Source organism: Tessaracoccus sp. SD287 (genome assembly GCF_017355265.1).
Taxonomy (GTDB): Bacteria; Actinomycetota; Actinomycetes; order Propionibacteriales; family Propionibacteriaceae; genus Aestuariimicrobium.
This window is the reverse complement of record NZ_JADIJQ010000044.1, coordinates 1-18,326: the sequence shown is the minus strand read 5'-3', so window position 1 is coordinate 18,326 and position 18,326 is coordinate 1. Positions and strand designations below refer to the sequence as shown.

Below are 18,326 nucleotides of genomic sequence, written 5' to 3'. Positions count from 1 at the left end.
CGTAACCCACCAGGGTGACGTCGGCGCTCTTGACGCCGGCATCGGCCGCGGCAATGGCGGTCGGCAGACCAATGGTCTCGACCTGTCCGAGTGCCAGTTGCGGACGGTTGCTCATGGGTGTCTCCTGTCATGGGTGGGCTGGGGGTGCAGCGGCAGCCGCTTGACGATGCGGGCGGCATTGCCACCCATCGTCCGATCGGCCTCGGTGGACTGGTTGAGGTGGCCGGCCAGGTAGGGGCGACCGGCGGGCAGTTTGTCGGTGGTGACCACGACGTAGTCGAGGCTCACCCCGATACCGACGCCCAGCACGGAGCGCAGGCTGGCCTCATGGGCGAGTTCGAGGGGGTTGAGCTCGTCCAGGCTGAACTGTTCGACCGGCACCCCCTGCTCCTCCAGTCCGAGCAGCAGCGCCGAGACGTCGTGGTCGGTGATCAGTCGGTGGCGGGCCACCATGATGGTGGGCCGCGGCATCTCCTCCTGGCGCGCCATCACGGCCTCCACGACAGGACCAGACCGGTGGCCACCGCATTGCGGGGGCCCTCGGTGCCACGGATGTTCGCCCGGCCGGCCACGACCCGGTGGTCAGCCAGCGCGCGGGTGACCAGCTGCGGAATCTCGAAGTCCATGGCCGAGCCGCCGACCAGGACGACGAAGGCGATGTCGCGCACGTTCTGGGTGGGGCTGACCCGCTCCAGGGCGCGGATGGCGTTGGTGACGAAGACCCGTTCCTTGGCCCGGATGCGCACCTGCCGGATGTACTCCACCGGGTGGTTGAGGTCCAGGGGCACCATGCCGTCGTCCTTGAGCACCACCGTGCGGGCGAAGACCGCCGGCGGCAGCGGCTCGTTGAAGAACTCGACGGTGCCGTCCTCGTGGCGGATGCTGAACAGGGACTCGACCTTGGCCAGCGGGTGACGCTTGATGTCCTCGGCGGTGTCGAACAGTTCCAGGCCCAGTTCGGACTGGATGAGCAGGGTGACCATGTTCCCGGCCCCGGCCAGGTGGATGGAGCGGCCCTGGCGGTCGGCGCGCAGCACCGCCGCGTCAGTGGAGCCGGCGCCCATGTCCAGGATGGCGATGGGGACGTCGGTGCCCGGCGTGGTGAGCGCACCGAGGATGGCCATGTCGGCCTCGACGCCACCGACTTCGACGGGCACGTCGAGTTGGGCGGTCAGCCGCTCGGCGATGGTGTTCATGTGCAGGTGGTCGGCCTTGACCATCACGGCGATGCCGACGGCGGCCTCCATCGAGAACTCGTTGGCGATGCCGCCGGCGACCGTCTGCGGCATCTGGGTGTCGACGGCCAGCAGGTCGGAGATCTTGATCTCCCGGGGGGCGGTGTCGGTCAGGTTGCCCATGACCACCCGCACCTTCTCCATCATCCCGCCGACGTTGGTGCCGGGTTCACCGCGAATGTCGCTGATCTCGCTGAGCTTGCCGGCGGCGGCCATGATCTCTGCCGCGCCGCGCTCGACGTCTGCCTCGGCCGAGTTGGGGGTGCCCTCGAAGATCAGCCGGCCGGCGGGGATGCGGCGTTCCTTGACGTCCCCGGCGGGGGTCTTGATGACCACGGCTGAGCGGTTGCCGACCAGCGACCGGGCCAGGGGGACGACCGACTGGGTCTCTTCGGGGCTCAGTTCGAAGAGGGTGGCGATCCCGAACGGGTTGGCCAGGGTCTCGATGATGCGGCCCGGGGTGGAGACCTCGATCGCGGCCAGCATCCGCAGCGGCACCTTCTCGATCAGGCTCACCTCGTCGACGATGGGGATCTTGGTGTGCAGGCGGTTGTGGACCAGCACCCCGTCGTCACGTTGCAGGATGGCGCCGGTGACGTGCAGGTGGGTGGCGTCGTTGACGATGCGGGCAATCTCGTCGTGCCCGTGGGAACGGTCGGCGACGATGATCCAGGGGCCCGGGGAGCGTTCGGAGGACAACTCGTCAATGCGGATCGTCGTCCCCACCCCGATCCCCAGGCCGCCCGGGGTACTGGGGTTGTGCCCGATCATCGTCGACTCGGTGATGATCGTCTCGGTAATGGTTTCCATGGCGACGTCGCCGATGACCGGCGCCGCCTCGTTGATGCGGATCAAGGACAGGTCGGTGACATGGTGGCCCACCTTCTTCAGGGCCACCGTCAGCGCCTGGAAAACCCCGTTCACGTTGTCCGGGGTGCCCTTGATGCCGGTGGTGGGAATGATCGAGCTGGACAGGAACTGCGGCACGCCGCTGGATTCGTCGGCCAGTGCCACCTCGGTGGTGGCGTTGCCAATGTCGACGCCTGCAACGAGCCGCATGTTCCGTCCTTCCTTCGTTCGATCAGTGGGGGTGCAGGGGGTCATCCCCGCGAACAACTCAGTCCACGCGGAGCCGGCCGCGCTTCTCGTACACGTCGGCGGCCTGCCGGATGAAGGCACCGTTGATCGTGCAGCCGTAGTTCTTCTCCAGCTTGGCGGCCAACCCGTAGAGCTCGTCCTTGGTGGATCGGTAGGGACGCAGCAGGTTGTAGACCTCCAGCAACTCGTCGTCGGGCACCGCGATCAGTTCCGCGGCACGGCGGAAGTTGTTGGCCAGGGTCTCGCGTCCCACGGAGTCGGCCACCTGGGCCTGCAACTCGAGGGTCTCCTTCGAGATCCGCAGGTCACCAGCCTTGACCTTGCCCGAGATGACAGCCTCGAAGCTGAAGTCGGTGAGCGGCTTGCCCGTCGAGGATGCGATCCGATCGGGGATCTTCTCACCGAGCGGGTACTGGTCGCGCCCGACGGTCGAGCCACCCGAAGGGGAACGCGGTGCCGACGAGGGTGACTGCGGGGTGGCAGTCTTCTTGGTGAACGTGACGGCGTCCTTGTCGAGATTGGCCATCACTTCGGCCATGATCGTACGGATCAGTTCTTCGGATTCCATCGTGTTCTCCTACTTCTTGATCTGGAGGGCGCGGGGCTTGGCCCCCGGCTGGATGAGCTGCGTCTCCTTGATGTGCAGGAGCGCTGCGATGGCCTGGTACTTCGGACGAGCCATCTGGTCGTTGCGCACCGGCACCGGCCGGGGCGACTCTCCCTTGGCATACAGCGCCGCGTTCTTGCCGATGGCACGGAACGTGTCCAGGTCGATCAGCGGAGCCTGCGAGAACAGCTCCAGGTTCGACAGCGGGACCAGGTCACGCTGGTGGATCACCGTGGTGCCCTTCGACTGGATGCCGATGCCGATGCCCGAGCCCGACAGCTTCGCCACGTCGTGGGCGATGAAGCCGACGTCGGCGGTGCGCAGGACACGCACGAACCGGTAGGTCAGCCCCTCCTCCTCGATGCCGGCGCAGATCTCGCGGATCACGTCGGCATGCGGGATGCCGGTGATGGTCTCGTGCTGCTTGACACTGAATGCCGGGGCCAGGCCGATCACCACCTCGGTGGGATCGGTGCCGCGGGGCGCGTCGCCGGTCTCGGTGAACGAGATCGTCCCGGTCGGCAGGGCTGCTGCCTGGCTGCCGCCCGAGGCGGATGCCTGACCGAGCTGCAGTTCGCGCATTACCTCGGCGATGATGCCCTTGAGTGTTGATTCATCAATCGTGGTGCTCATGACAGGCCTCCTCAGATGCTCTCGGCGCTGACGGCCTTGCGGTGGAACTTGATCTGTTCCCACCGCTCGTCCGAAATTTGGTACCCGGTCTGCGGACCGAGGTATTCGTTGGGCTGGTTGACCGCCGAGATGACCTTGAAGTTCTCGTCCAGGATGGCGGCGGTGTGCAGGTAGTCGCCGGCCACGCGCTGCTTGAGCAGCTCGTAGACCGAACGGGCGACGTCCTCGTGGCCGCCGGCAGCGAGCGCCTTGACAACGTCGATGCCGGTGACTTCGCGGTTCATCATTTCCTGGGCGGCCTTGAGGTCCTCGACCACGTTGCGCTCCGGCATGTCATTGGACCCGTGGGCGTAGGTGGCTGCCTCGACCTCGGCGTCGGTGATCTCGGGAAGGCCGAGCTCCTTGAACGCGGCCTGGACGGCACGAGCCGCCTTGTTGCGCACCCGAATGGAGTCCTCTTCCAGGACGGCGGTCAGACCGCCGTCGATCTTGAGGTCGCGCTGGATGGTCGTCCAGTCGTCGTAGTCCTCGGCGTCCCAGTTCGAACCGGCGAACATGTTGTCGTAGTTCGGGGTCGACGAGTATCCCGAGCAGATGAAGTCGGTGCCGGGCACCATCTGCATCAGCGAACGCGCCACCCGGCGCAGGTCGGAGTGGGTGAAGGTCTGGTCGTTGGAGGATGCACACTCGAGGTCGAGCATCATTCCGATCAGGTTCTCGGCAAGCATGGCACGAACGCCGCTGGGGACGGCGGCGGGAACGCCGACGCAGCTGACCGAGCCGTTCTGGGTGCCCTGGGAGCCGGCACCCTTGGTGATGTACTGGCAGCGGGCTTCGAGGTAGAGCATCGACTTGCCTTCCGCCGAGCCCATCTGCACCTCCGCGCCGGTACCCGAGGTGAAGCGCATCTTCAGGCCGCGCGAGGCGTAGCAGGAGGCCAGGAAGGCCTTCGACCACGGGGTGTCGTCGCCGTCCATGAAGACCTGCTCGGTGCCGTAGACCGAGACGGTTTCGGCGTAGGAGGTGAGTCCGCGCATGCCCAGTTGCAGTTCGGTCGCCTCTTCGACGGCGCACTGGGTCAGGATGCCGGGGCGTCCGACCTGGGCGCCGATCAGCAGCGCCAGCGCGTTGAACGGGGCGTAGCGGACGATGCCGACCGTGGTCTCCATCTCGGCGAAGCCGCGGATGGATGCCTCGGCGGCGTCGGCCGCGATCTGCACCGGGTTGTCACGCACGTTGGTGACGTGGCACTGGTTGGCCGGAATCTGGCGGGCACGCAACTTGGCGACCGCGGTCATCATCTCCAGGACGTTCAACCGGCTGACCACCTCGGTGATCTTTGCCGGCGTCATTGCCGTGGACAGTTCAATGATGCGGGCACGCGGAATGTTGACGTCGACGAGCATCTTGGCGAGTGTCGTCGAGTCCATCCGGTTGACTTCTTCGGCCCGGGCCAGGTTGATGCCGTACGTGGCGATGAAGCTGTCGATCATGTCGAACTGGTCGGCGGTCTTGCCGTCGAGTTCGACGACTTCACCATTGCGGATGCTGATGGACGGCTTGGGATCGTTGGGACTTTCCATCGCGATGAGGCCCACCTCGGGCCACTCGTTGACGAAACCATCCTTGTTGACGGGGCGCTCGTCGAGCACCTCGAATCTCTTGGAACGCATCGCTGCCTCGCTCAGATGTAGGGATGGGTAGTGGACTGCGGGACGTCACCCATGGCGCCGAGCAGCTTCTGGCCGACCTCGCGGGCGGCGATGATGGCCTGACGGACGGCTCCGGAGTCCCCACTGAAGGCTGCGATGACCTCGTTGGAGAAGCTGGTGCCCTTGGCCGGGCTGGAGTAGGCGACCACGTCGACCGTCGAGGCCTTGACGGCGGTGTCGGCCATGACCACGCCGATCGCTGCCGGCGCGCCGACGCTGATGCCGAAGGCCTTGCCGCTGGGGGCACCGAAGGCCTTCTCGAGGGCGCCGCTGGCGCGGGCGGTGTACTGGAACTCCAGGTGGCCGGCGTCGTTGGCGTAGACGTCACCAAAGGTGCGGTCCAGTTCCTTGAGGGTGACCTCGACGGCGCGGCGGGCGTCGGAGACGTCCTCGGCACCGAAGATGATCAGGCAGCCGTGCCCGGCACCGCCCTTGGTGTCGCGGGCCAGTTCGATGGTGACGATCTCGGAGTTGGTGGCCTTGACGGCCTCGTCGGCGGCGAAGATGTGGGGGCCCGCGCCGGTGCGGGCACCGATGATGCCAATGGAACGGTACGACCTGGAAGCGTTCATCAGCTCGGTCAGCTGGGGGTCGACGTTGGCGATGACCAGTCCGATGGTGTCACCCAGCGGGTTGACACCCACGAACTCAGTGACCTGGGGACGACGGCCGACTGCTGGGGCGCTGCTCTTGGCAGCCGGTTCGGTGGCGCCTTCGACTCGCTTGAGGACTTCTTCCATGACCTTGGCCATCATGACCTCGTTTGACATGCGTGTGCTCCTTTATTTCCGGGCTCAGGCGCTCTGCGACGGGATGATCTTTTCCACGTCGTTGTGCGGCCGGGGGATGACGTGGGTGGAGACGACCTCGCCGACGGCGCGGGCAGCCGAAGCGCCGGCGTCGGTGGCGGCCTTGACTGCGCCGACGTCGCCGCGCACGAGCACCGTGACCAGTCCGGCACCGATCGACTTGTGGCCGATCAGGGTGACATTGGCCGACTTGACCATGGCGTCCGCGGCCTCAACTGCGGCCACGAACCCCTTGGTCTCGACCATTCCGAGAGCTTCTTGCATGTCTGTGACTCCTCTGTGAATCAGGTGGCGGAATTGCGTTGGGGGGATCGTAGGCCGGGTTCTCCGATGTCGATGTGGCAGGTGCTGACACCCCCGGAGCGACTTCATGGCCGGGTTGTGTACGTCGGGACACAATGAAGGGCCCGATTGTGTACACCGGTGCCCGGATCCCATCCGCAGCAGCGGATTTCCGGGCGGCGGGGCGGCGTCGGCGGTCGCGTCCAGCAGGGGGGCACTATTCCCCCGCCGTGGCTGCACCCGTACTGTGGGCCCATCGCACCACCCGCGGACGTCGCTGTCCGGAGGGGAAATCGTCGTCGCGATCGCAGAGGGGGGCCCGATGCCCGGACAACTCATTACCGACCTCATCCCGCTGGAACGCCTGCAAGAGGTCCAGGACCAGTTCACGACGGCCATGGGCATGGCCGCGATCCTGGTCGACTACCGCGGCAAACCGGTGACGTCCGCGTCCGGGTTCACCGACTTCTGCAGCACCATGCGTGAGGACGAGAAGGGCCGGGCCGGTTGTTACAGCTGCGATGCCCACGGTGGTCTGCAGGCCGCGATCCGAGGAACCTCCCACATCTACCTGTGTCACACCGGGCTGGTGGACTTCTCCATCCCGTTGATGGCCGGCGACGAGTACTTGGGGGCGATGCTGTGCGGTCAGGTACGGCTGCCGCCCGAGGAGACCCACTCGTTGCCCACCGTCGCGGTCTACGGGCCCGCGAACCTGACCCCCGAACTGCGGTTGCTGCGCGACCGGGTGCCATTCATGCCGATGAGCCGGATCCGCGCCGCCTGCCAGACCCTCGGCGCCCTGATGACCACCCTGGTCACCAGCGCCCACCTGGCCCGCGTCGAGGGCGGCGAGGCGGACGCGGTGCCGGTTCCGATCCGGGCCAGCCTGGAACCCATTCCCTCGACCTCGCGCGCCGCTGTCACCTCGGTGCGTCGGCTCGACGTGGTGGCCCTGCGGCGGGCCCTGAGCGACGACGACCTGCCCCGCGCCGCAGCCCTGGTCCGCCAACAGTTGGACGGGCTGTTCGCGCCCGACGGCGTCCCGCGGCAGTCACGGATCGCCCGCCACGACCTGCACCAGACCGCCACCGACCTCTGGCAGGTCGCCAAGGAACTGGACGCTGATTCGGCCGCCGAACTGGGCCACCGGATCAACCAGGACCGGGGGCGCTCGCAGACCCACGCCACCCGGTTCGAGGCCGAGGAACAGCTGCTGGGACTGCTGTTCTGTCTGCACGCGAACCTGGAGCAGGCGTCAGGGCGGCGTGGCCACACCGTCACCGACCTGATCAACCGCATCGAACGCCATCCGACCTCGTTCCTCACCCTGCAGGCGGCGGCCGACTTCACCAACCTGTCACCGCACCACCTGTCCCGACTGTTCAAGGCCCAGACCCACGCCACCTTCGTCGACTACGTCACCGCGAAGCGCCTGACCAGGGCCCGTTACCTGTTGCAGTACACCGACCAGCCGGTGCTGCGCATCGCCGCCGAACTGCGTTTCCGGCCGGCCAACTACTTCTCGCGAGCGTTCAAGGCGGCCACGGGGCTGACGCCTTCGGAGTTCCGCCGCGGCATCACCGCTCCCCCTGCCGACACGTCAATCGAGGACACCGCATGACCCGCTTCCGCATCGCCACCACCATCCACCAGGGCCGGGACTCCTTGGCACATCTGGCCCTGGTCGGCGCCAAGCGGGTGCTGGTGGTGACCGATCCGTTCATGGCCACCACCCCGGTGATGCAGACCGTGCAGCAGTACCTGTCGGGTGCCGTGGTCCACGTCTTCAGCCAGGTGCTGCCCGACCCCACCATCAGCCAGGTCAGCGCCGGCGTCGAGGCCTATCTGGACGCGGAGCCCGACACGGTGGTCGCGCTGGGGGGCGGCTCGGTGCTGGACACCGCCAAGGCCATCTGCAAGGTGGCCGCTGAACACGGCGACTCCCCCCGCAATGGACTGGTGGCCATCCCCAGCACGAGCGGTTCGGGGTCCGAGGTGACCTCGTTCGCCGTGATCACCTCCGAGCACCCGCACCGCAAGGTGGTGCTGGTCAGCGACGACATGGCGCCCACCATGGCGATCCTCGACCCGGAGGTCACCCGCACCCTGCCGGCCTCGCAGACCGCCGACACCGGCATGGACGCCATGAGCCATGCCCTGGAGGCCTATGTCTGCACCGCCCGCAATGACTTCTCCGATGCCTTCGCCGAGAAGGCCTCCCAGCTGATCTTCCAGAACCTGGAGGCGGTCGTCCACCGTCCCGACGACCTGGGCGCCCGGGAGCGGATGCACAATGCGGCCACGATGGCCGCGATGGCGTTCGAGAACAGCGGGTTGGGCATCGTCCACAGCCTGTCGCATGCCCTGGGGTCGGCCTTCAACAAGCCTCACGGACGACTGAATGCGGTGCTGATGCCGGCGGTGATGGAGTTCAACGCGGGGCCGGTCACCTACGGCCCGGCGGGCATCAGCCAGGTCGCGGACCGCTATGCCCACATAGCGCACCTGCTCGGACTGGAGGCCTCGACGCGACGCAACCTCGCCCTGGCCCTGTGCGCCGAGGTGCGCCGCCTGCGCGCGGCCATTGGTATTCCGGACTCACTGCACGAACTCGGCATTGACCGGACGGCGCTGGCCGAGGCGATTCCCGGGCTCGCGGCAACGGCCCTGGAGGACACCTGCACGCCCGCCAACCCGGTGGCGCCCACCGCCGAGGACCTGGCCGGCATCCTGCGCGCGGTCAGCTGAGCTCAGCCACGACGAAACCATCCGCGCCGCCGCGGATGCGGGGCCGGGGCCGGGTCCGGCGGTTGGATCGGCGTGGCCTGTGATGCGGGGGCGCTGAACCGTGGCCGCACGGGACGCACCGGTTCCGGCATGCCCATGCCGAGCAGGGATGACTCGATGCTGGTCAGCGCCGCCGCCACCTGGGCGGCGCGGGGCCGGTCGGCGGGCCGCTTGACCAGCATGGAACCGATCAGGTCGTTGAGGGCGCGCGGGACGTCCGGCCGGGACTCGATGACCGGGCGCGGCGTCTCCATGGCGTGCGCGCGGGCCACCTCGATCGGGTCGGGGTCGACGAAGGGCGGACGCCCGGTCAGCATGGTGGTCAACAGGCACGCCAAGGAGTAGACGTCGCTGGGGGCCTGGACGAGCTTGCCGCGTGCCTGCTCGGGGGACATGTAGGCGGCGGTGCCGATGGCCATGGCCGGCGAGGTCAGCGAGGCGACGGTGGCGCTACTCGACTCGAGTCGGGCGATGCCGAAGTCGACGATCTTGGTCACCCGGCCGTGCTGGACGACATTGCCAGGTTTGATGTCGCGGTGGGTGATGCCAATGGCGTGGGCCGCCGACAGCCCCCGCGCCACTTGCGACCCCATGTGGACCACCTTGTCGATGCGCAGTTGGCCATGGTCGGCCACGAGTTGGGCGACGCTGGGCCCGCTCAGCAGTTCCATCACCATGAACGCCTGGTCACCCTGCTTGCCGACGTCATAGACCGAGACGACATTGGGGTGGGACAGGTTCGCCATGGAGATCGCCTCGCGGGAGAAACGCTTCATGGCGACAGGGTCGGCCTGCCGGGTGCCGCCCACGACCTTGACGGCCACCTGTCGGGGCAGCAGCTCGTCCTGGGCCTTCCAGACCGTGCCCATCGACCCCCGGCCGACAACCGAGATGAGTCGGTAGCGTCCGGCGAGAAGTTCAGTCACCGGTCCAGTCTGTCATGTGCGGAAACTGGGTCACCGGGCCAGCGAAGGCCGTGATCGTCATTGGCGGGGGCGGATGGCGACACCGATGGACGCCAGCATCGCCGCGGTCTCGGGGCCGTCCACCACCCGGCTGACCCGAAGGCCTTCGTCGACCGGCATCACCGAATGCTGGATGGTGTCCTCGTAGACACTGACCAGGTTGATGCTCTGGGCCGCGTCGCGACCGGCGGTCCCACGGTCGGGCATGAACAGGTCCTGGGTGTAGCAGGTGGACGATGCCACCGAGACCGGGATGCCGGCGAAGGTGGCGAAGGTGGAGTAGTGCACGTGGCCACCCAGGATCGCCCGGACGTCGGAGCCCTCCAGCACTGGGCGCAGCAGGTGCTGGTCACGCAGTTCCACGCTGACGGCCAAGTCCTGCACACAGGGCACCGGCGGGTGGTGCAGCGCCAGTACTGTGCCTTCGGGAGCGGGCTCGGCCAGGACGTCGGCCAGCCACGCCAACTGGTCGGGGGTGATCTCACCCCAGTGTCGGCCCGGCACGGTGGTGTCGAGGACGATGATCCGCAGGCCCCCCAGCCACTCGACCCGGTCCACATCGGTCGTGGCGGCGGGCTCGTCGAGCAGGCCCGAGCGGAATGCCGCCCTGTCGTCATGGTTGCCCATCACCCAGATGACCCTGGCTCCGAGGGCCTCGGCCGCGGGTTCCACCAGCCCGCGCACGGTGGCGTACGCCTCGGGCTCGCCCCTGTCGGCCACGTCGCCGGTGACGATGATCGCTTCGGGTCGCAGCCCGGTCTCGACCAGGCGCGACATCAGCGTGCGCAACCGGGCCGCAGAGTTCTGGCTGGCCGTCGGGGCGTCGACGACGGCCAGATGGGTGTCGGAGACGTGGACGATCACGTGGTCGGGATGCGGGTGCTCGGACAGACGCATGTCAAGGTCTCCTTGGGGGTGGCGATGGTGGTGGTGGTCCACTGGTGCGGCCCGGCACCAGCACGCCGAGCACCTCTTCATGGATGACGGGGCCCGGGCCGGACAGCAGCCCACACAGAGCGGTGACCGCCCTGCGTGCAAGTTCTTCGACGGCGATGCGGTACGTGGACAGCCCGATCAGGTCGAGGCCCGGCATGATGCCGTCGCAGCCGGTGATGCTGACCATGCCGGGCACCTCCAACCCTCGCGCCCGGGCCCCGCGAACGACGTCGAGCGCACGGTAGTCCGACGGGCACATGATGGCGGTGACGTCGCCATGCGCGGCCAGGTCGAGCGCAGCCGCCACCTGGTCACCTGCCACCCGCACGGGCAGGGTGGTGACTGCCACGCCGCGGCCGATGAGTGTCTGGCTGATGGTCGAGGAGCGCACCCACTCGGGGTAGGACGCGTCGGCGTCAGTCAGCAGGACCGCGACGCGCTGATGTCCCTGGTCTGCCACCATGCCCGCCAACGACCGTCCCGCTGCGACCTCGTCGTAGGACACAGCGTGCACGTCGGGGTTCGGCTCGGGGCGCCCTGCCCTGATGATCGGCAGCCGGGCCCGGAAGGGGACGAGCTGGTCGCTGGTGACGCCACCGGTCGCGACGATCAGGCCTGCGATCTGCATCCCGATCAGGTGGTCGAGTGCGGCGACCTGTTTGCGTCCGCGCTCGTCGTCGGCGATGGTCATCGAGATGATGTTCAGTCCCGAGGCGTGGGCCGCTCGTTGCAGCTGGGTGAACAGCAGGCCGTAGGCGGGGTTCGCGGCGTCGCGCAGCAGCAGTCCGACGGTGGTTGAACGGCCGGAGGCCAGCCCCGAGGCGATCATGTTCGGCACGTACCCCAGCTCGGCCGCGACCTGCCGCACGCGGCGGATGGTCGATTGCGACACCTTGGACTGGCCCAGGAACACCCGCGACACCGACGTGCGTGACACCCCGGCAGCTCGCGCCACGTCATCCATGGTGGGAAGACGCGAAGTGGAGGGCTGATCCGCCACCTGAGCCTCCCTTCTCGAGTGAGTCGCGGTACTGGACGAACAACCACGGAAAATCGGTCTGGACGTAGTCGAAGCCCATCCCGATCAGTTTGCCCCATCCGTCTGCCGGATCCTCGAGGACGGAGCGCTCATCGTCCAGCCCACCCCACAGCGGGGCTCCCACGACCTCGGCGTTGACCATGGTCAACCGGCCCGCCCGATGCACGTGACCGACCAGGTCGGCGGTGGTGTCGTCGACGCTGCGCTGGACCAGTTCCAGGATGTGCACCGGCACCGCGGCTTCCAGCGCGGCCTGCACCTGGGCCGCATCCGTGCAAATCGCCGCCACCCTCGGCGTCGGCTGGGCACGCAGCAGGTCGGCGAGGCAGGCGTCGCTCGCAGGGGTCTTGATGACCAGTTGGTCATCCATGTCGAGTCGGGCCAGCACCGGCAGCACCTGCGGCCACCATCGCCACGCCCGGTCGAGGTGGACCTCGGTGGAGGTGCCGCGCAACGCCAACAGCACCTGCTCGAGGCGCTGGACGCGCATCGGACGTCCGGCCAGCTGGCCGTAGGCGTAGCGCAGCTGGTCAACCTGATCGCTACGTTGCTCGGTCAGGTTGGTCGAACACCCGAGCAGGTGCCGCTCGAGTCCGTCGTGGAAGGCGTAGACCCCGCCGTCGGTGGTGACGCTGACGTCGATCTCGACGACGTCGGCCCCCGACCGCTGGGCAATCAGCGCTGACTGCGCCGTGTTCTCAGGGATCATTCCGCCGGGGGTCCCCCGGTGGGCCACGCACCGCACCCGATTGCTGTCGGCCCTCACGTGACGTCGTCCAGCGCCGGCACGGCGACCCGACGTCGCTTGCGGGTGGCCCGACCGTACACCAACCACATCGTGAACCCGGTGATCAGCATCAGCAGCACCGTGTACACGAAGACGTTGGCGGTGCCCTCGGGACCCGCCTGTCCGCTGGTGCTGTTCGCGATCACCAGGCCGATGGGCCGGTACAACGGATGGGCCAGGAACACGGCGGTGTCATAGTCGTCCAGCAGGGTGTTGAAGTTGAGCGCCGTGACGGCGGCGGCGGCGGGCAGGACCGCCGGCAGCAGGATGCGACGCAGGATCGTGATCTTGCCGGCCCCCATCAACGAGGCGGCCTCCTCCAGGGACAGGTTCAGCGAGGCGAAGGCCGACTTCAACAGCCGCAGCGTGAACGGAATCTTCACGATGATGTAGGCCAGCAGCAGGATCACCGGGGTGCCGGTGAGCACCCGCCCCAGCATCAACGGGTTGGACCGGTCGTAGCTCATGATCAGTCCCAGTGCGATCATGGTCGCCGGCAGGATCCAGGGGATGTGCAACAAGTACTCGACGGCCGTCGTCACCCAGTTGCGGTAGCGCTGCAGGATCCAGGCCACCAGCAGGATGCCCACCCCGACGATGAGTGCCGCCAGCCCCGAGTAGGCGATGCTGACCAGGAACGGCCGCAGCGCATCGTCCTGGGTCAGCACCCGGACGTAGTTCTCGGTCGTGAAGGCAGACAGGTCGAGCTGGCCCAGACCGACGGCCCGCGGGGGCATGAACGACAGGAGCACGATCAGCACGACGGGCAACATGTACAGCAGCCACAACAGCCAGGCCACCACCTGGACGATGGCGTTGGCGAGCGGGTTGCGGATCGGTTGCTTGACCAGGGTGGCCGAGACCTTGGCCACCGAGAAGTACATCCCGCCCCGCTCGAGTCGGGTCAGCACCGCGAGCAGGATGATGCTGGCCAGGCCCAGCACCAGGGCCAGCAGTGCCGCGACGTCACGAGAGGTCACCGAACTCGAGAAGGTCAGGATCATCGGGGCAATGGTCTGGAAGTCACGACCGCCCAGTACCTGGGGCGCCGACAGCGCGCCGAGCCCGGTCAGGAAGGACAGGATGGTGGTGGCGAACAGCACCGGACGCATCATCGGCAGCACGATCTTGCGCAACACCGTCCAGGTGCTGGCACCCATCATCCTCGCTGCCTCGAGCATCTGGCCGTCCAGCCCAGCCAGCGAGGCGCTGACGAACAGCAGGTGGTTGGTGGTGGTCGCCAGGGTCATCGCGAACAGCACCGCCGGCAAGCCCGTGAACCAGTCGGGTTGCAGGCCGGGGACCAGGCTGGTGACCAGACGGCCGATGATCCCGCCCTCGCCGTAGATCAACTTGTAGGCCGACGCCAGCACGATGCCGCCGTAGATCAGCGGGGTGGCGTAGCCGAGCCACAGGATCCGGGCCCCCCGGATGGCGAAGTAGCGGGTGACCAGGACGACGAAGACCCCCACCACGTTGGTGGTGATGCTCAACAGCACCGCCAGCAGGAAGCTGTTGGTGAGCGACTTCATGGCCCGCGCCGAGCTGGTCAGCCGCTCGACGGCAGACCAACTGAACTGGCCGTCCGGGAAGAAGGTCGCGATCAGCAGGTTCAGGTTCGGCCAGACGAGCAGCGCAACGATGAACCACCCCACGACCATCAGGACCACCAGGACGAACGGCGAGCGGAGCATCCTGGACACCGAGTGCGGGTTGCGGGCCGACATCATGCTTCCTCGGTCGGGTACTGCAGCACGTCCTGGGGATTGATCCACACCTGGACGTGGTCGCCGGGTTGGTGCTCGACGGCATGACCCAGGCTCATCACCCGCAGGTCGGTGCCGTGCACCCTGATGCGGTAGCTGGTGTGGGTGCCGCGATAGGCGGCGAGTTCGACCACGCCGTCCAGCGCGACGGCGCCCGGATGCGGGGTGAGGTGGGCCTTCTCCTCGCGCAGGTATGAGGGTGCCGACGAGTCCAGGGTGGCCGGGCCGCCGTCAGCCAGTTGGGCGACGAGCTGGGGGGTGAGCCTCGAGGAGTCGCCCACGAACGTGCAGACGAACTCTGTCGACGAGCGCTCATAGACCTCTTGCGGGGTCCCGACCTGCTCGATGCGTCCCGTGTTGAACACGGCGATCCGGTCGGACATGGCCAGTGCCTCGTCCTGGTCGTGGGTGACGTACACGGTGGTGATGCCCACGTCGGTCTGCAGCTTCTTCAACTGTTCGCGCATCTGCTGGCGCAGCTTGGCGTCCAGGTTGGACAGGGGTTCGTCCAGCAGCAGGATCTTGGGCTTGAGCACCAGCGCCCGGGCGATGGCGACACGCTGCTGCTGCCCGCCCGAGAGCTCGTCCAGGTTCTTGGACAGTTGCGCCGTGGACAGGTCGACGAGCTCTGCTGCCTGGCGCATCTGGCGATGGCGCTCAGCCTTGGACTCACGCCGCACACGCAGGCCGAACTCGATGTTGTCGGCGACGTTCATCGACGGGAACAGCGCGTAGTTCTGGAAGACCATGCCGATCTGGCGCTTGTCCGAGGGGACTTTCGTCACGTCGCGGCCGTCGATGTGGATGCTGCCGGCGGTGGGGGTGTTCAACCCGGCGAGGGTGCGCAGGGCGGTCGTCTTGCCACACCCGGAGGGGCCGAGCAAGGTGAAGAACTCGCCACGCTCGATGGTCAGGTCAAGGTGGGGAATGGCGGTGAAGGTGCCGTAGGTGACCTCGACGCCGTCGAACGTGATCATGGACGCTCCTGGGGGTACGGGACGGGAGTGGTGGCGCGAGCCGCGGGTGGCCGGCCCCGTCAATCAGGGCCGGCCACCGCTGGACTCAGTTGAGGTACTCGAGCTCGATCTTCTCGATCCAGGCGGACATGTTCTCGGTGACGAAGGGCCAGTCGATGTCCTGGGGGGTCAGGCCGTCATGGAACTCGACGATGGTGGGGTCGGTGTTCTTGACCGCATCGCTGTTGGCCGGCATGGAGTCGAACTCCTTGGTCCAGGCCGACTGCAGTTCGGCGCCACCGAACCAGTCGATGAACTCCTTGGCTCGGTTCTGGTTCTTGGAACCCTTGACCAGTGCGACCTGCTCGACGGCGAAGGGGACGCCCACTTCCGGCTTGGCAACGCCGGACTTGATCTTGTAGGTGGCCTCGAAGGCGGGGATGCCCGACGACCAGATCTGGCCGGCGTCCACGGTGCCCTTCTGCATCCGCGCGAACAGGTCGACCCCCTGCTCGGCGGGGTTGCCGTTGTCGAAGTAGGCCTCGATCTGCTTCCATCCCTCGGCGGAGACGCCGAGGTCACCGTTGGGGTCCTTGTACCGGTTGAGGATTCCGGCGAAGACGAGTTGGGTGGTGGCGCCACCCATGCCGGTCTCGGTCTGGTAGCGACCCTTGAACTTGGGGTTGTTCCACAGGTCCAGCCAGTCCTTGGGGGCGTCGGACGGCGAGGAGTAGGCACCGGAGTTGTAGACCAGCAGAATGCCCTGCTTGACGACGGGCCAGTAGGTCTTGGAGTCATCGGCGTCGCCGAGCGACACGTCGACCTTGTCCGACCACTTGGGTGTGTGGTCGGTGAGCACTCCGGCTGCCTCGAGCTGCTCGAAGTACATGGTGTTGAGTCCGAACACGACGTCGGCCACGGGGTTGTTCTTCTCCGCCAGGAGCTTGTTGGTGGTGTCGCCACCGCCCTGCCCGACAACCTGGATGTCGAAGCCGGCCTTCTTGGCCTCGGCGGTGAGCCACTCGGCTCGGCCATTGGCGTTGGAGTTGGTGTAGACGATGAGGGGGCCACCCGCATCCCCCTGGGAGGATGCGGGCTCGCTGGAGCCCGACGAGCACGCGGACAATGACAGTGCGGTGACTGCGGCGACGATGCCGACAGCCAAACGGGAGACGTTCATGGTTGAACCCTTCTGGGACGAGGACATGAAATACCTGGCCGGGATCAGGGGGAGCGCTCCCCCCTCCTGCAAGGAGGGTATAGCGACCAAGCCTCAGATGGGAGCCCCGGAGACAACGTTTGGGTGAACTCGAGCTCACAACACGTCCGAAGTGCTTCTCGGCAGGGCTCCGCAGCCAGCCGCTCCGGTGACCTAGCGTGGGGTTCCACTGCCGGCGTCCAGCCGTCAGGCCCCCGCTTCAGGAGTCGAGTCCATGCGTTCGTTCATCCGCGTCGTCCAGCACACGGCACTGCTCCTGGTCAGGCTTGCCGTCGGCTTCATCCTGCTGATGCACGGCTACCACCGCTACCAGAGCGGTCCGGACCGCGTGCTCGAACTGATCAACGAGATGGGTCTGCCGGGCGCCGAGGCGCTGGCGTGGGGCACCATCGGCTTCGAGGTGATCGGCGGGCTGCTGATCATCTTCGGCCTGGGCACCCCCATCCTGGGCGGCATCCTGGTGGTCGAGCAGGTGCTGCTGATCGTCCTGTCCACCTGGGACCACGGGTTCCGGGTGATGGACGGCGGCTACGAGTACAACCTGGCGCTGGCCGCCCTGGGCGTGGTGCTGCTGGCCTTCGGCTCCGGGCGGGCCGGACTGGACGCCTTGTTCACCCGCCCAGCCCCCGACCCGGAACAGCGCTGGATCAGCGACGCCGACCCTGCCTGAGCGAACCCAGCGACCTCAGCACTGGGTGCGGGTGCCGGTCCAGCAGGAGGCCCAGACGTAGATCGATCCGGCCTCGTTCCCACTCACTGTCGAGCGGGGGTAGTAGTCGATGATCTTGCCGTCGACGAACTCCATGCCGCCGGCCTTGGCGTCCTGCTTGCCCATCCAGTCGGTGATCAGGGTGCCCTGGCCGTCGGGCAGCGCCCCGAAGACCTTCTTGGCCTCCTCCTGGAAGGCCGGGCGGGCGATGCCGGTCTTGGTCGAGCTGGCCCGCAGCGACAGACGGCTCAGCCCGTCCTGGCCCTCGGCCGGTTCGTAGACCAACTGGTAGGCGACGTCGGCGACCGACTTGTTGCACGACTGCAGGGCGCCACTGGCCTCGCACTTGTAGCCGTTGTCGGCAATGATCTTGTCCCGCTCGGCGTCGGTGACCTCGACGACCGACGGCTTCAGGTCGGCCGGCACCCAGTCCTCGATCCACAGCACGACGCTGCCACGGTTGTTGCCGCGGTAGCGCACGTCACCGGACTTGTCGTCCTTGCTGTAGCCGGGGGCGGCGGCGGTGGCGATCTTGGTGGTGATGTCGCTGGCCTGCTCGGTGGTGGCGAACTGCTTGATGAGGTAGTCCGAGATGGCCTTGGAGGTGCTGGCGCGGGCCTCCTCCTGCACCTCCAGGGACACCCGTCCCAGGCCGCCGGTCTCGGTGGCGCCGACGTAGGCGATCATGAACGGCGCGGTGTCGAAGTGGGTGCAGATGCTCGACTTGATTCCCTCGGACTTCTCGTCCGAGCAGGTGAAGTCCTCGTCCTTGAGGTAGGCCAT

Annotated in this window: 19 protein-coding genes; 3 read left to right on the top strand and 16 right to left on the bottom strand. The window is 67.3% G+C overall.

Annotated elements, in window-relative coordinates; genetic code table 11:
• The 8 genes from IPV09_RS13125 to pduA form a co-directional block, all read right to left on the bottom strand.
• Positions 1-115 (bottom strand): BMC domain-containing protein (locus IPV09_RS13125; protein WP_207475719.1); only part of this gene is annotated, 115 nt, incomplete at its 3' end.
• Positions 112-489, bottom strand: coding sequence for a glycerol dehydratase reactivase beta/small subunit family protein (locus tag IPV09_RS13120; protein ID WP_242681614.1), 378 nt, complete (start codon positions 487-489; stop codon positions 112-114). The genes IPV09_RS13120 and IPV09_RS13125, both read right to left, overlap by 4 nt.
• Positions 489-2,294: a diol dehydratase reactivase subunit alpha gene (locus tag IPV09_RS13115; protein ID WP_207475717.1), complete on the bottom strand. Its 1,806-nt coding sequence runs from the start codon at positions 2,292-2,294 to the stop codon at positions 489-491. The genes IPV09_RS13120 and IPV09_RS13115 overlap by 1 nt, the downstream gene beginning before the upstream one ends.
• 58 nt (positions 2,295-2,352) lie before the next feature.
• Positions 2,353-2,901, bottom strand: coding sequence for a diol dehydratase small subunit (locus tag IPV09_RS13110; RefSeq protein ID WP_207475716.1), 549 nt, complete (start codon positions 2,899-2,901; stop codon positions 2,353-2,355).
• 9 nt (positions 2,902-2,910) lie between these two features.
• Complete coding sequence (locus IPV09_RS13105; RefSeq protein ID WP_207475715.1) at positions 2,911-3,573, bottom strand: propanediol/glycerol family dehydratase medium subunit; 663 nt, start codon at positions 3,571-3,573, stop codon at positions 2,911-2,913.
• 11 nt (positions 3,574-3,584) lie between these two features.
• Positions 3,585-5,246 (bottom strand): propanediol/glycerol family dehydratase large subunit, encoded by a 1,662-nt coding sequence (locus tag IPV09_RS13100; RefSeq protein ID WP_207475714.1) that lies wholly within the window; start codon positions 5,244-5,246, stop codon positions 3,585-3,587.
• Between the two features lie 11 nt (positions 5,247-5,257).
• Positions 5,258-6,055 carry a propanediol utilization microcompartment protein PduB gene (pduB, locus tag IPV09_RS13095; protein WP_207475713.1) on the bottom strand — a complete coding sequence of 266 codons (798 nt, stop codon included), beginning with the start codon at positions 6,053-6,055 and terminating at the stop codon, positions 5,258-5,260.
• A gap of 24 nt (positions 6,056-6,079) precedes the next feature.
• The gene (pduA, locus tag IPV09_RS13090) at positions 6,080-6,358 is read right to left on the bottom strand and encodes a propanediol utilization microcompartment protein PduA (protein WP_207475712.1); all 279 of its coding nucleotides are present in this window, start codon (positions 6,356-6,358) and stop codon (positions 6,080-6,082) included.
• A 340-nt stretch (positions 6,359-6,698) separates the two neighbouring features.
• Between pduA and IPV09_RS13085 the strand changes: the two genes are divergently transcribed.
• Together IPV09_RS13085 and IPV09_RS13080 are read left to right on the top strand one after the other, a co-directional pair.
• Positions 6,699-8,000, top strand: coding sequence for a PocR ligand-binding domain-containing protein (locus tag IPV09_RS13085; protein ID WP_207475711.1), 1,302 nt, complete (start codon positions 6,699-6,701; stop codon positions 7,998-8,000).
• On the top strand, positions 7,997-9,127 hold the full coding sequence (locus IPV09_RS13080) for a 1-propanol dehydrogenase PduQ (RefSeq protein ID WP_207475710.1): 1,131 nt from the start codon (positions 7,997-7,999) through the stop codon (positions 9,125-9,127). Before IPV09_RS13085 ends, IPV09_RS13080 begins: the two co-directional genes overlap by 4 nt.
• A 2-nt stretch (positions 9,128-9,129) precedes the next feature.
• On the opposite strand, the gene IPV09_RS13075 is transcribed toward IPV09_RS13080, so the two are convergent.
• The 7 genes from IPV09_RS13075 to IPV09_RS13045 all read right to left on the bottom strand — a co-directional run bounded on the left by IPV09_RS13075 (position 9,130) and on the right by IPV09_RS13045 (position 16,795).
• Positions 9,130-10,092 carry a serine/threonine-protein kinase gene (locus IPV09_RS13075; protein WP_207475709.1) on the bottom strand — a complete coding sequence of 321 codons (963 nt, stop codon included), beginning with the start codon at positions 10,090-10,092 and terminating at the stop codon, positions 9,130-9,132.
• Between the two features lie 57 nt (positions 10,093-10,149).
• A complete protein-coding gene (locus IPV09_RS13070) occupies positions 10,150-11,028 on the bottom strand; it encodes a metallophosphoesterase (RefSeq protein ID WP_207475708.1) in 879 nt (292 codons plus the stop codon).
• A gap of 1 nt (position 11,029) precedes the next feature.
• Complete coding sequence (locus IPV09_RS13065; protein WP_207475707.1) at positions 11,030-12,022, bottom strand: LacI family DNA-binding transcriptional regulator; 993 nt, start codon at positions 12,020-12,022, stop codon at positions 11,030-11,032.
• A gap of 1 nt (position 12,023) precedes the next feature.
• Entirely contained in the window at positions 12,024-12,842 is an 819-nt protein-coding gene (locus IPV09_RS14715; RefSeq protein WP_370590330.1) for a glycerophosphodiester phosphodiesterase family protein, read from the bottom strand.
• Between the two features lie 26 nt (positions 12,843-12,868).
• Positions 12,869-14,623 (bottom strand): iron ABC transporter permease, encoded by a 1,755-nt coding sequence (locus IPV09_RS13055; protein WP_207475705.1) that lies wholly within the window; start codon positions 14,621-14,623, stop codon positions 12,869-12,871.
• On the bottom strand, positions 14,620-15,636 hold the full coding sequence (locus IPV09_RS13050) for an ABC transporter ATP-binding protein (protein WP_207475704.1): 1,017 nt from the start codon (positions 15,634-15,636) through the stop codon (positions 14,620-14,622). The genes IPV09_RS13055 and IPV09_RS13050 overlap by 4 nt, the downstream gene beginning before the upstream one ends.
• Positions 15,637-15,721: 85 nt before the next feature.
• Entirely contained in the window at positions 15,722-16,795 is a 1,074-nt protein-coding gene (locus IPV09_RS13045; RefSeq protein ID WP_207475703.1) for an extracellular solute-binding protein, read from the bottom strand.
• Positions 16,796-17,048: 253 nt separating this feature from the next.
• Here IPV09_RS13045 and IPV09_RS13040 point away from each other — a divergent pair, with 253 nt between their 5' ends.
• Complete coding sequence (locus IPV09_RS13040) at positions 17,049-17,504, top strand: DoxX family protein (protein ID WP_207475702.1); 456 nt, start codon at positions 17,049-17,051, stop codon at positions 17,502-17,504.
• Between the two features lie 15 nt (positions 17,505-17,519).
• Here IPV09_RS13040 and IPV09_RS13035 read toward each other — a convergent pair.
• Positions 17,520-18,326: hypothetical protein (locus IPV09_RS13035; RefSeq protein WP_207475701.1), on the bottom strand; the 807-nt coding region annotated here is incomplete at its 5' end.